This window comes from Arthrobacter antioxidans (assembly GCF_023100725.1).
Classification (GTDB): domain Bacteria; phylum Actinomycetota; class Actinomycetes; order Actinomycetales; family Micrococcaceae; genus Arthrobacter_D; species Arthrobacter_D antioxidans.
This window is the reverse complement of record NZ_CP095501.1, coordinates 2,144,421-2,156,494: the sequence shown is the minus strand read 5'-3', so window position 1 is coordinate 2,156,494 and position 12,074 is coordinate 2,144,421. Positions and strand designations below refer to the sequence as shown.

11 protein-coding genes and 2 tRNA genes are annotated in these 12,074 nt (G+C 69.6%); 7 read left to right on the top strand and 6 right to left on the bottom strand.

Annotated elements, in window-relative coordinates:
- Window positions 1-144 precede the first annotated feature (144 nt).
- Window positions 145-1,827: an energy-dependent translational throttle protein EttA gene (gene ettA / locus MWM45_RS09900; protein WP_043445691.1), complete on the top strand. Its 1,683-nt coding sequence runs from the start codon at window positions 145-147 to the stop codon at window positions 1,825-1,827.
- An 87-nt stretch (window positions 1,828-1,914) separates the two neighbouring features.
- Here the strand turns inward: ettA and tesB are convergent, their stop codons facing one another.
- On the bottom strand, window positions 1,915-2,835 hold the full coding sequence (tesB, locus tag MWM45_RS09895; protein ID WP_247826304.1) for an acyl-CoA thioesterase II: 921 nt from the start codon (window positions 2,833-2,835) through the stop codon (window positions 1,915-1,917).
- A gap of 185 nt (window positions 2,836-3,020) precedes the next feature.
- Between tesB and MWM45_RS09890 the strand changes: the two genes are divergently transcribed.
- Window positions 3,021-3,494 (top strand): acyl-CoA thioesterase, encoded by a 474-nt coding sequence (locus MWM45_RS09890; RefSeq protein ID WP_247826303.1) that lies wholly within the window; start codon window positions 3,021-3,023, stop codon window positions 3,492-3,494.
- The gene (locus MWM45_RS09885; RefSeq protein WP_247826302.1) at window positions 3,491-4,147 is read left to right on the top strand and encodes a DUF8185 domain-containing protein; all 657 of its coding nucleotides are present in this window, start codon (window positions 3,491-3,493) and stop codon (window positions 4,145-4,147) included. The genes MWM45_RS09890 and MWM45_RS09885 overlap by 4 nt, the downstream gene beginning before the upstream one ends.
- Before the next feature lie 46 nt (window positions 4,148-4,193).
- Here the strand turns inward: MWM45_RS09885 and MWM45_RS09880 are convergent, their stop codons facing one another.
- The 4 genes from MWM45_RS09880 to pepN form a co-directional block, all read right to left on the bottom strand.
- On the bottom strand, window positions 4,194-4,688 hold the full coding sequence (locus tag MWM45_RS09880; RefSeq protein ID WP_418909680.1) for a globin: 495 nt from the start codon (window positions 4,686-4,688) through the stop codon (window positions 4,194-4,196).
- Window positions 4,685-5,311: a mechanosensitive ion channel family protein gene (locus MWM45_RS09875; RefSeq protein WP_247826301.1), complete on the bottom strand. Its 627-nt coding sequence runs from the start codon at window positions 5,309-5,311 to the stop codon at window positions 4,685-4,687. The genes MWM45_RS09880 and MWM45_RS09875 overlap by 4 nt, the downstream gene beginning before the upstream one ends.
- A 103-nt stretch (window positions 5,312-5,414) precedes the next feature.
- The gene (locus MWM45_RS09870; protein ID WP_247826300.1) at window positions 5,415-5,894 is read right to left on the bottom strand and encodes an OsmC family protein; all 480 of its coding nucleotides are present in this window, start codon (window positions 5,892-5,894) and stop codon (window positions 5,415-5,417) included.
- Between the two features lie 82 nt (window positions 5,895-5,976).
- Window positions 5,977-8,520, bottom strand: coding sequence for an aminopeptidase N (gene pepN / locus MWM45_RS09865; protein ID WP_247829197.1), 2,544 nt, complete (start codon window positions 8,518-8,520; stop codon window positions 5,977-5,979).
- Window positions 8,521-8,732: 212 nt separating this feature from the next.
- Between pepN and MWM45_RS09860 the strand changes: the two genes are divergently transcribed.
- A complete protein-coding gene (locus MWM45_RS09860) occupies window positions 8,733-9,203 on the top strand; it encodes a ribose-5-phosphate isomerase (RefSeq protein WP_247826299.1) in 471 nt (156 codons plus the stop codon).
- Entirely contained in the window at window positions 9,196-10,077 is an 882-nt protein-coding gene (locus MWM45_RS09855; protein WP_247826298.1) for an Fpg/Nei family DNA glycosylase, read from the top strand. Before MWM45_RS09860 ends, MWM45_RS09855 begins: the two co-directional genes overlap by 8 nt.
- Before the next feature lie 55 nt (window positions 10,078-10,132).
- On the opposite strand, the gene MWM45_RS09850 is transcribed toward MWM45_RS09855, so the two are convergent.
- Window positions 10,133-10,203: transfer RNA gene (locus MWM45_RS09850), tRNA-Gly, on the bottom strand.
- Between the two features lie 112 nt (window positions 10,204-10,315).
- On the opposite strand from MWM45_RS09850, the gene MWM45_RS09845 reads away from it, so the two are divergent.
- Both MWM45_RS09845 and tig read left to right on the top strand, forming a co-directional pair.
- Window positions 10,316-10,389: transfer RNA gene (locus MWM45_RS09845), tRNA-Pro, on the top strand.
- A 69-nt stretch (window positions 10,390-10,458) separates the two neighbouring features.
- Complete coding sequence (tig, locus tag MWM45_RS09840) at window positions 10,459-11,982, top strand: trigger factor (protein WP_247826297.1); 1,524 nt, start codon at window positions 10,459-10,461, stop codon at window positions 11,980-11,982.
- Window positions 11,983-12,074 lie beyond the last annotated feature (92 nt).

Below are 12,074 nucleotides of genomic sequence, written 5' to 3'. Positions count from 1 at the left end.
TGATCGGGAGCAGGGCTTCGCGGAGGCGGGAGCTGCTCCCGCATCAGGGAGGTGCGCTGATTCGCGGACCGGAGCGGGCCGACGGCCACCAGCACGGACGGCCCGAGTGTGGAATCGGTCCGGCCACCCACTAGCCTTGGTGGTATGGCGGAATTTATCTACACAATGAGCAAGGCCCGCAAGGCCGTTGGCGACAAAGTAATCCTCGACGACGTCAGCATGTCGTTCTTCCCTGGCGCGAAGATCGGCGTGGTGGGGCCGAATGGTGCGGGTAAGTCCACCATCCTGAAGATCATGGCAGGCATGGACACCCCGTCGAACGGCGAGGCGCGCCTCAGCCCCGGGTACACGGTCGGCATCCTCCTGCAGGAGCCCCCGCTGAACGAGGAGAAGACCGTGCTCGGCAACGTCCAGGAGGGCGTCGGCGAGATCTACGGGAAGATCCAGCGGTTCAACGAGATCTCCGAGGAGATGGCCTCCCCGGACGCCGACTACGACACCCTCCTCGACGAGATGGGCAAGCTGCAGGAGGCCATCGACGCCGCCGACGCCTGGGACCTCGACTCCCAGCTCGAGCAGGCCATGGACGCCCTGCGCTGCCCGCCGCCGGAGGCCGACGTCCGGGTCCTCTCCGGTGGTGAGCGCCGCCGTGTGGCGCTCTGCAAGCTGCTGCTGCAGAAGCCCGACCTGCTCCTCCTCGACGAGCCCACCAACCACCTCGACGCCGAGAGCGTGCTCTGGCTCGAGCAGCACCTGAAGTCCTACGCCGGCGCCGTGCTCGCCGTGACCCACGATCGCTACTTCCTCGACCACGTCGCCGAATGGATCGCGGAGGTGGACCGCGGACACCTGTACCCCTACGAGGGCAACTACTCGACCTACCTGGAGAAGAAGCGCGCGCGCCTCGAGGTGCAGGGCAAGAAGGACCAGAAGCTCTCCCGGCGGCTGACCGAGGAACTCGAATGGGTCCGCTCGAACGCCAAGGGACGCCAGACGAAGTCCAAGGCGCGCCTGAACCGGTACGAGGAGATGGCAGCCGAGGCGGAGCGCACCCGGAAGCTCGACTTCGAGGAGATCCAGATCCCGCCGGGCCCCAGGCTCGGCAGCCAGGTCATCGAGGCGCACGACCTCCGCAAGGGGTACGACGAGCGCATCCTCATCGACGGCCTGTCCTTCTCGCTGCCCCGCAACGGGATCGTCGGCGTCATCGGCCCGAACGGTGTCGGCAAGACCACCCTGTTCAAGACGATCGTGGGCCTGGAACCCCTCGACGGCGGCGAACTGCGGATCGGCGATTCGGTGAAGATCTCCTACGTGGACCAGTCCCGCGGCGGCATCGACCCCAACAAGAGCCTGTGGGAGGTCGTCTCCGACGGCCTCGATTTCATCCAGGTGGGCCAGGTCGAGATGCCCTCGCGCGCCTACGTGTCGGCGTTCGGGTTCAAGGGACCGGACCAGCAGAAGAAGGCCGGCGTCCTCTCCGGCGGTGAGCGCAACAGGCTGAACCTCGCGATGACCCTGAAGCAGGGTGGCAACCTGCTGCTCCTCGACGAACCGACCAACGACCTCGACGTCGAGACGCTCTCGAGCCTCGAGAACGCCCTGCTCGAGTTCCCCGGCTGTGCCGTCGTCGTCTCGCACGACCGGTGGTTCCTCGACCGGGTGGCCACCCACATCCTGTCCTACGAGGGCACCGAGGAGAACCCGGACCACTGGTACTGGTTCGAGGGCAACTTCGACGCCTACGAGCAGAACAAGGTGGAACGGCTCGGAGCCGACGCCGCGAAGCCGCACCGCGTCACGCACCGCCGCCTCACGCGCGACTAGCGGAGGTCCGCCCCGGCGGAAGCAGTCACAGGAAGGGACAAGGCCGCGGCCGTGTCCCTTCTGCTGTGTGTGGTGCGAACGTGCAGGTCAGGCGGGCGGGATCCTGACCATGCCCTCCTGGGCCACGCTCGCCACGAGCGCCCCGCTGCGGTCGTAGATGCGGCCGGCGGCGAGCCCGCGCGAACCGGACGCGCTGGGGGAGCTCTGGACGTACAGCAGCCAGTCGTCCACCCGCACGGGGCGGTGCCACCACATCGCGTGGTCGAGGCTCGCCACGTTCATGCCGGGATGGATCCAGCTCAGGCCGTGGGGTCGCAGGATCGATTCGAGCAGCGTGTAGTCGCTCGCGTACGCGAGGGCGGCACGGTGGATGTTCGGATCGTCGGGCATGGGTCCGAGGCTGCGCATCCAGACGGCGTTCCGGGGCTCCCGCGACCCCTCGTTGGACAGGTACAGCGGTGCGTCGACGTGCCGGATGTCGAACGGCCGGTCGAAGGCCCACGCCTGCGCCACGGGGTGGTCGAAGGCGCCGAGCAGTTCGGCCGTGGACGGCAGGCTCTCCGGATCGGGGACGCCGGCGGGCATCGTGTCCTGGTGGGTGATGCCCTCGTCGGGCTCCTGGAACGAGGCGATCATCGACAGGATGGGCACACCGTTCTGGTAGGCGTGCGTGCGGCGGGCGGAGAACGACCGCCCGTCACGGAGCCGCTGGACGCCGAACGTGATGGGCTGGTCGGCGTCGCCCGCCCGCAGGAAGTACCCGTGCATGGAGTGGACCTCGCGCGTCGGCTCGACCGTCCGCATCGCGGCGATCAGCGACTGAGCGAGCACCTGGCCGCCGAAGACGCGCCGGCCCGGCTGGCGTGCGGAGCTCCCGACGTAGATCTCCTCGTCCGTCTGCGCCCCCTCGGCGCTGCTGAGGTCGAGCAGATCCAGCAGGGCCCGGGTTGGGTCCTTCGCCTGCGCTCCCCGCGCCGGTGCCTCTGATGCGGGCGCGTGTTCTGCCATGGTTCGGTGTCTCCTCGTGGGCGGGGGCGGTGGAAGCGGTGCGCTCCCGGGCATCTACTGACAGTAGACGCCGCTCCATGCGCACTCAATACGGGCACGCGGCCGCGCCCATGGTGTTCCTCACACCCGGATCCGCGTGCCACGGCGAATCGTCGCGGGGCGGCGCGGTTTGAGAGGATGGCGCTATGTCCCCGGTGCACACCTTCCCCCTCCAGCTGCGGTTCGGCGACGAGGATTCCTACGGCCACGTCAACAACGTCCGCTTCCTCCAGTTCCTCGAGGACGCGCGCCTGTCGCTGATGCACGAGTCGCGGCCCGAGGGTTCGTTCATGGAACTGATCGACCCCGACCACTACACCCTCGTCGGCCGCCAGGAGATCGAGTACCGCTCACCGCTGACCGTGAGCATGGAACCGGCCGCCGTCGACCTCTGGGTCACCGCGGTCGGTGGCTCCAGCTTCGACCTCGGCTATGCGGTCCGGGACCGGGTAGCAGCCGACGGGAGCACCACGAGCGCGATCGCCGCGACCACCATGGTGCTGGTCAGCCGCAGCACCGGTCGTCCCGTGCGCCTGTCGGGCGAACAGAAGGCCGTCCTCCTGTCCTGGCAGGGACCACCCGTCCCCTTCCGCCGCACGCGGGCCGGCGCGCGGGCATGACGTCCCCGTCCCTGCGCTTCGCGGACCCGCACACCGTCGCCGATCTCCGCACCTTCACCGCCCGCGCCCGCGCCAACGACGACGGCGGCATGCGCCTCGTGGCCGCCGGCCGGGTGCTCGCCGCGTACGTGTGCACGCTCCGCCCCACGGTGCTCGGAGAGGCCGTGCCCACCGTGCTCGGGCTGCGGACCATGGCCCTCGAGGAGGACGCCGACGTCGACACCACCGTCGCGCTCGGCTCGGTCCTCGACCGGCTCGCCCGCATGCCCGACGGCGACGTCGTGTTCCCCGTCCCCACCGTGACGGTCACCGAGAACTGGGCCGGCGTCCTCCCTCCCCGCTCGGGATGGGAAGCCGCCGGGACCGTGACCGCCGACGTCCTGGACCAGGCAGCACACGAGGGCATCGCCGAGGTGGCCCGCAGCCTGCCCGAGCGCGCGGGCGCGCCCCTGGTGAGCAGCGCGAGGATCGCCGTGTGGGGGCGTCCGCTGGCCGGGGTGCCCGGCGCCGTCCCGGCCGGGGCGGCCTTCGGAGCGCTCAGCCTCGGCTTCCTCCAGCCCGGGACGACGGGGACCGTCCACACGAACGGGCGCTGGTCCCGCGTCAGCACGCCGCGCGGCCACGTGCTCGTCCGCGCCGCCGCCATCCTCTGACGCCCGGTCATCGACAACCGGCACCGCACGGAGACGGCGGCCGGCGTCAGTCCGCGGCGTTCACCATCGAGTGTGCGGCGCGCTCGAGGTAGTCCCACAGGGTCGTCTCGTGCAGGGGAGCGAGGTCCAGGGAGTCCACCGCGGCGCGCATGTGCTGCAGCCACCGGTCACGTGCCTGCGGCCCCACCCGGAACGGCATGTGCCGCATGCGGAGCCTCGGATGGCCCCGCTGCTCGCCGTAGGTCTTCGGCCCGCCCCAGTACTGCTCCAGGAACAGCAGCAGGCGCTCCTTCGCCGGACCGAGATCCTGCTCCGGATACATGGGACGCAGCACCTCGTCGCCCGCCACGCCGTCGTAGAAGGCGTCCACCAGCCGCACGAACGTGGGGTGGCCGCCCACCGCCTCGTAGAAATTGTCCGTGTACTGCGGCTGGGTGAAGCCCTGCCCGGCGGCGACGAGCCGTTCCACGGGCAGGGCGGTCCGTGCCCCCGCGGGGGGCGTTGCCTCCGGTACCTGCGCCGGGTCCTGCTCCGTGGTCATGACTGCTCCTGGGTCAGGGCGGGCGCGACGGGGTCGGGGGTCGGCTCCACGTAGTCGCCCTGCGACCGGTTGCCCACCTTGGTGATGTCTCCGTTCCGCACGTACCAGATGGCCCCGTCCTTGTCGACCATGCGGGTGATCCGCAGCCCGAGGGACTGGACCGTGCCGACGGTCTCTCCCACCTCGATGGTGTCGCCGATGCCGTACTGGTCCTCGATGGTGATGAAGAAGCCGAGGAAGGCGTCGCGGATCACCTCGCGCGCACCGAAACCGATCGCGATGCCGACGATGCCGACGCTCGCGAGGATGGGCCCGATGTTGAAGCCGAGGGTGTCGATGGCCATCAGGCCGGCGATGATCGCGATGGTCAGGGCCGCCACGCTGGAGAGCAGGCCGCCGATCGTCTCAGCGCGCTGGACGCGCCGGGCGCTGTCGAAGGGGCGCAGCGCGGGCTGGGCCCATTTGAAGTGCGGCTTCTTGAAGACGCTGTAGCCGCTCTGGACGCGCTTGACCGACCGGTTGATCACGGCGCGGATCACGAGCCACAGGATCAGGGCGCCGATCAGGATGACCAGCGCGGAGATGACCTGGCCGCCATAGCCGAGGGAGGTGAGGAATGTCATGGAATCGCTTTCGTGCGGGCATCCGGGGGTCCGCCGAAGGTGGGCGCGGTAGGCGCGGGGATGCCTTAACAGGCTACAGCGAGGCCGGGCGGCCCCGGTGGCCTCAGCCTTGGCCCGGACCGGCGGTGGGTTCGTGATGGACCGGGAAGTTCAGGGACCGCGCGATGAAGCACAGGCGGTTCGCTTCCGCGTGCAGGGAGTCGGCGAGGCTGCTCTGGGAGGCGTCCTGCAGCTCGACGACGGGGTGCAGCACGATCCCCGTGAACTCGCCGCTGCCGTCCCGGTTCAGGCGCATGGTGCCCGTCGCCGTGTCCCGGTAGCCCGTGACGACGACGCCGGCCTTCACCGCGACGTGCAGGTAGGACAGCATGTGGCACTGCGCGACGGCGGTCAGCAGCAGCTGCTCCGGGTTCCAGCGGTCCGTCACCCCGTGGAAGGTGGGGTCCGCCGTCCCGGGGAGCAGGCCCGGGCCGTCCACCTCCACCTCGTGGTCGCGGCTGTAGGCGCGGTAGCCGGAGGTCCCGGTGCCGAGGTTGCCGGTCCAGCGGACCCGCGCTGCGTAGTGGTGTTCCTGCAGGTTCATGACACGACCCTAGCGCCGGCGCGCCCCCATCCTCGGACCGTGCAGGCGGGGAGGGCGACGCTCCTCCCCGCCCGGTGGGCTCCTACCGGTCGGCGGCCTGCGCCTTCAGGGCGCGCACCACGCCGTCCCGGCTCTCCAGCACCAGGCGCCGGAGCGACGGCGATTCCTCGCCGAGGGCGGCGAGGAAGGCATCCGTGCGGTCCAGGGTGTCCTGGGTGGTGAGGAGCGACGGGTAGAGGCCCACGACGATCTGCTGGGCGATCTCGTGGGTGCGGGTTGCCCAGACGTCCTGGATCGAGGCGAAGTACCGCGCCACGAAGGGCTCCAGGAGCGAGCGGTCGTGCACGCGCGTGAACCCGCCGATCATGGACCGCTGCGCGGCGTTCGGCAGGTCCGCCGAGTCGACGAGCGCCGCCCAGGCCGCCTCCTTGGCCTCCGGCGTCGGCACAGCCGCCCGGGCCGCGGCCGCCGCGAGCTCGCCGGTCGCCGTCGAATCCTTCGCGAGCTCGGCGTCGATCTCCTGCTCCCCGGCACGCCCGCCGACCACGAGGCTCGTGAGCAGTTCCCACCGCAGGTCCTGGTCCACGGCGAGCCCCCCGGGAACGTCCTCACCGGAGAGCAGGGCCGCGACGGTGTCCAGCTGGGGCGCCGTGCGGGCGTGGGCCGAGAAGGCCTTCGTGAACTGCAGCTGGTCATCGGAGCCCGCCTCGGCGGCGAGGGCGAGCTCCAGCAGGCTGTCCGCCGCGGCGTCACCCATCGGTTCGCGGTCCTCCGGGGTGACGTAGAACGCGAGGGTCGAGGCGAGCTGCCGGAGCAGCACGAGCACCACGGACGAATCCGACTCCGCCCCGATGTTCTGCAGCACGAGTTCCACGTAGTCGCGTGCCGGCGTCTCGCCGTCACGGGCCGCGTCCCACGCCGACGCGAGGACGAGGGTGCGGGGGAGGGAATCCCGGAAGTCCCTGACGTGGCGCACGGACGTGCGGAGGGACGCCGGGTCCAGACGGATCTTCGCGTAGGCGAGATCGTCGTCGTTGAGGAGCACGAGGGCAGGCTGCCGGTGACCCACGAGGTCCGCGACCTCCGTGCGCTCGCCGTCGACGTCGAGTTCGAGCCGGTGCACGCGGACGAGGGCGCCGTCGTCGTCGTGGTCGTAGAAGCCGACCGCGAGGCGGTGGGGCCTGATGGTCGGGAACGCCTCGACCGCGCTCTGGAGGATCGCGAACGAGGTGATCGTGCCGTTCTCGTCGGTGGTGAACTCGGGGCGGAGCGTGTTGACGCCGGCGGTCTCGAGCCAGAGGGCGGACCACGCCTTCAGGTCACGCCCGCTGGCGGCCTCCAGCTCGGACAGCAGGTCCACGAGCTCGGTGTTCTTCCAGGAGTGCTTCGCGAAGTACTGGCGCACGCCCTGCATGAACTCCTCCTGACCCACCCAGGCCACCAGCTGCTTGAGCACGGACGCACCCTTCGCGTACGTGATCCCGTCGAAGTTGACCTGGACGTCCTCGAGGTCGTTGATCCGGGCGACGATCGGGTGGGTGGAGGGCAGCTGGTCCTGGCGGTAGGCCCAGCCCTTCTCGAGGATCGCGAACGTGGTCCACGCCTGCTCGAACTCCGTGGCCTCGGCGGCCGCGAGGGTGGACATGAACTCGGCGAAGGACTCGTTCAGCCAGAGGTCGTTCCACCAGCGCATGGTCACGAGGTCGCCGAACCACATGTGGGCCAGCTCGTGGAGGATGGTGATGGCGCGCCGCTCGACGGTCGCGTCGGGCACGCGGCCCCGGAAGACGTAGGTCTCGACGAACGTGACGGCGCCCGCGTTCTCCATGGCGCCGGCGTTGAACTCGGGCACGAACAGCTGGTCGTACTTCGCGAACGGGTACGGGGCGCCGAACTGCTCCTCGTAGAACGCGAAGCCCTGGCGCGTGAGGGCGAAGATGTTCTCCGCGTCCAGGTACTGCATGAGGGACTTGCGGGCGAACACCCCGAGCGGGATGGTGCGGCCGTCCGAGCTCGTCAGTTCGCTGCGCACCGACTGGTAGGGGCCGGCGATCAGCGCCGTCACATAGGAGGACATGACGGGCGTCGGCTCGAAGGACCAGGTGGAGGCGCCGCCGTCGGACCCGGCCTGGACGGGCTCCGGCGTGGCGGTGTTCGAGATGACGTCCCAGTGCGAGGGCCCGGTGACGGAGAAGCGGAACGTCGACTTCAGGTCGGGCTGCTCGAAGACGGTGAACACGCGGCGGGAGTCCGGGACCTCGAACTGGGTGTACAGGTAGACCTCGCCGTCCACGGGATCGATGAACCGGTGGAGGCCCTCCCCGGTGTTCATGTAGAGCATGTCGGCCTCGACCACGAGGACGTTGCTCGCGGCCAGCACGGGAAGCTGGATCCGGACGCCGTCGGCGACCTCCGCCGGGTCCAGGGCGACGCCGTTCAGCTCCACCCGGTGCACGGTGTCCGTCACGGCGTCGATGAACGTCGAGGCGCCCTGGCGTGCGTCGAACGAGACCACCGTCGTCGAACGGAACACGCGCTCGCCGCGCGTCAGGTCGAGCGTGACCTCGTAGGAGTGGACGGTGAGCAGATCGGCGCGCGCACGTGCTTCGTCGCGCGTCAGGTTCAGACCGGGCAAGGATCGCCTCCAGGGTGGGTTCGGATTCTCCGCGTGTGATCAGGCTTACGCGGCGGTTCGATTCTCCCACTCTGCCCGGCGCCGTCGCGCACGTCGACCCCTCCGGCCCCGCGGTCTAGGCTGGAACCGTCCCGTCCTGCTGCGCGGAGACCTCCCGCAGCCGCCGTCGCCCCTCCCCGGCACCACCAGAAGGAACCGATCACATGCGCGTCCACCTCGCCACCGACCACGCCGGCATGGAGCTCAGCGCCCACCTGCTCTCGCACCTCACCGCGGCAGGCTACGACGTCGTCGACCACGGCCCCACCTCCTACGATCCCGAGGACGACTACCCCTCGTTCTGCATCGACGCGGCGCAGGCCGTCGTCGCGGACCGGTCCGCGGGCACCGAGGCCCTGGGGATCGTCCTCGGCGGCTCCGGAAACGGAGAGCAGATCGCCGCGAACAAGGTGAGCGGCATCCGTGCCGCCCTCGCCTGGAGCCTCGACACCGCGCGCCTAGCACGCCAGCACAACGACGCGAACGTCGTGGCGGTCGGCGGCCGGCAGCACTCCGTGGCGGAGGCGACGGCGATCATCGAGGCCTTCCTCACCGAGCCGTTCAGCGGTGCCGAGCGGCACAGCCGCAGGATCGCGCAGGTGGCCCGGTTCGAGGAAACGGGACGCGTTGCCTGAGGGCCACTCGGTCCACCGGCTGGCCCGGCAGTTCGGCTCCGTCTTCACCGGTGAGCGGCTCGCCGTCTCGAGCCCGCAGGGACGCTTCGCCGCCGGGGCCGCGCAGCTCGACGGCGCCACGCTGCTCGGCGCGCTCGCGCACGGCAAGCAGATGTTCCTGCGCTTCGACAACCACCGCGTCCTGCGCGTGCACCTCGGCCTGTACGGGGCGTGGACCTTCGGCGGCGACGAGACGTTCCGCGGGGCCTCGAGCATCGGCGCCCCCCGCCGGGTGGGGGAGTCGGAGCAGTCCTCCGACGAGGGCGCCGCCTCCGGCTACGCCGGCCCTCCCGCGCCCGTCGGCGCCGTCCGTGTCCGGTTCGTGTCGGCGCACGGCTGGGCGGACCTCAGGGGACCCACCGCGTGCGAGGTGATCACCGGCGCGGAGGAGGAGGCGGCCCGCGCGAAACTCGGGCCGGACCCCCTCCAGCCGGAGTCCGACGGCACGGTGTTCGCACGGAAGCTCATGTCCAGCATCACGCCCGTCGGCATCCAGCTCATGAACCAAGCGGTCATCGCGGGCATCGGCAACATCTACCGTGCCGAGGTGCTGTTCCTGCAGGGCATCAACCCGTGGCGGCCCGGCAAGCAGGTCCGCGACGACGAGGCCGCCGGCCTCTGGGCGGACACGGTGCGGCTGATGAACGACGGCGTCCGCGAGGGGCGCATCGTGACGACGACGCCGGAGGTCCGGAACGGACGCCCGAAACGCTCGGCACCCCACTACGTCTACAAGCGCACGGGTGAGCCGTGCCGTCGCTGCGGCACCCCGATCCTCACCGCGGTGATGGCGGCACGGAACGTGTTCTGGTGCCCGCAGTGCCAGGAGGATTAAAGAGGAACACCCGGACCACGGGTCCGGGTGATACGGCCCATCGGGCCGGGAGCAGAGGGGATGACGGGAATCGAACCCGCGTAATCAGTTTGGAAGACTGAGGCTTTACCATTAAGCTACATCCCCGCAGAAGGCCTTTCAGGGCCCCGTGGAACGCCTATAACTACATCACAGCTGCCGCGCTATCGCCAAATGTGCGAGGTCGGCGCAAAGATGCGTAGACTGGCAGTCGCACTTACGGGGTGTAGCTCAGCTTGGTAGAGCGCCTGCTTTGGGAGCAGGAAGTCGCAGGTTCAACTCCTGTCACCCCGACTCTGTTGTGTGATGAGGAAAGTGCCTCCGCTGCAGAACCAATCCCAATCATTTCAGGAGTCCTACGCTGTGAAGAGCGCTGTTGAAACCCTTTCCCCCACCCGGGTGAAGCTGAACGTCGAGGTACCTTTCGAGGAACTGAAGCCCAGCATCGACGAGGCCTACAAGACCATCGCGACCCAGGTGCAGGTTCCGGGCTTCCGCAAGGGCAAGGTTCCCACGCAGCTCATCGACCAGCGCGTCGGGCGCGGCTACGTCATCGAGACCGCCATCAACGACGGCCTCAACGGCTTCTACCAGAGCGCCGTGCAGGAGACGGGGATCCGCCCCCTCAGCCGCCCCGAGGTCGAGATCACCGAGGTCCCCGATCCCGCGAAGAAGGACGGCCAGCTGACGTTCAGCGTCGAACTGGACATCCGCCCCGAGATCGAACTCCCCGACTACAAGGGCATCGAGGTCACCGTCGAGCCCGTCGAGGCATCCGACGAAGACATCCAGAAGGCCATGGACGAGCTGCGCGGGCGCTTCGGCACCCTCACCGCGGTGGACCGCCCCGCCCAGGACGGCGACTTCCTGACCATCGACCTGACCGCGTCGGTCGGCGACGAAGAGGTCGACTCCGCCCAGGACCTGTCCTACCAGATCGGCTCGGGCACCATGCTCGAGGGCATGGACGAGGCCGTCACCGGACTCTCCACCGACGAGGACGCCACCTTCGAGACCAAGCTGGCCGGCGGCGAGCACGCAGGCGCCGACGCGCAGGTGAAGGTCATCGTCAAGGCCGTCAAGGAGCGCGAACTCCCCGAGGTCGACGACGAGTTCGCCCAGCTGGCGTCGGAGTTCGACACCGCCGAGGAACTGCGCGCGGACCTGACCAAGCAGGCCTCCGAGTCCAAGCTGATGGACCAGGGCGTCGAGGCGCGTGACAAGGTGCTCGACAAGCTCGTCGAACTCGTCGCCGTGCCGGTCCCGCAGAGCGTCATCGAAGAGCAGCTCGAGCAGCACTTCAACGGTGAGAACGCCCACAGCGCCGGCGAGGACCACGACACTGAAGAGCACCGCGCGGAGATCCGCACCAACACGGAGCGCGCCTTCCAGAACGAGGTCATCCTCGACGCCGTCGCCGAGAAGGAAGAGGTCGGCGTCAGCCAGCCCGAACTGATCGACTACATCGTCTCCACGGCCGGCCAGTACGGCATGGAGCCGAACCAGTTCGCGCAGATGCTCGACCAGAGCGGCCAGGTCCCGATGATCGTCGGAGAAGTGCGTCGCCGCAAGGCCCTCGCCAAGGTCCTCGAGTACGCGACGGTCACCGACACCAACGGTGCCGTCGTCGACCTCAGCGAGTTCGTCCGCCCCGCCGGTGACGACACCGAGACCATCAGCGCGGACGACATCGAGACCGAGCAGGACGTCGTCGAGGACGGCCAGGCCACCGAGGTCGCCGAGGCACCCGAAGCGGAGGCCACCGAGGCCGAAGCGGACGCGACGGAGGCCCCCGAGGCTGCAGCGCCGGAAGCTGCCGAGGAGCCCGAGGCTGCCGAAGCACCGAAGAAGAAGAGGGCGCCGCGCAAGAAGGCGGCTTCCGAGTAACCAGCAGCGAAGACAGCGGTGCCGTAGCCCTCGGGCGGCGGCGCCGCTGCCTGTTTTAAGCCCCCGGGAAACGGGCGAGAGCCCTCGGCGAA

Excerpts from the sequence above, each read along its gene's own strand:
- ettA (WP_043445691.1), top strand. The coding sequence starts at position 145 with ATGGCGGAATTTATCTACACAATGAGCAAGGCCCGCAAGGCCGTTGGC.
- tesB (WP_247826304.1), bottom strand. The coding sequence starts at position 2,835 with ATGGCAGAACACGCGCCCGCATCAGAGGCACCGGCGCGGGGAGCGCAG.
- MWM45_RS09890 (WP_247826303.1), top strand. The coding sequence starts at position 3,021 with ATGTCCCCGGTGCACACCTTCCCCCTCCAGCTGCGGTTCGGCGACGAG.
- MWM45_RS09885 (WP_247826302.1), top strand. The coding sequence starts at position 3,491 with ATGACGTCCCCGTCCCTGCGCTTCGCGGACCCGCACACCGTCGCCGAT.
- MWM45_RS09880 (WP_418909680.1), bottom strand. The coding sequence starts at position 4,688 with ATGACCACGGAGCAGGACCCGGCGCAGGTACCGGAGGCAACGCCCCCC.
- MWM45_RS09875 (WP_247826301.1), bottom strand. The coding sequence starts at position 5,311 with ATGACATTCCTCACCTCCCTCGGCTATGGCGGCCAGGTCATCTCCGCG.
- MWM45_RS09870 (WP_247826300.1), bottom strand. The coding sequence starts at position 5,894 with ATGAACCTGCAGGAACACCACTACGCAGCGCGGGTCCGCTGGACCGGC.
- MWM45_RS09860 (WP_247826299.1), top strand. The coding sequence starts at position 8,733 with ATGCGCGTCCACCTCGCCACCGACCACGCCGGCATGGAGCTCAGCGCC.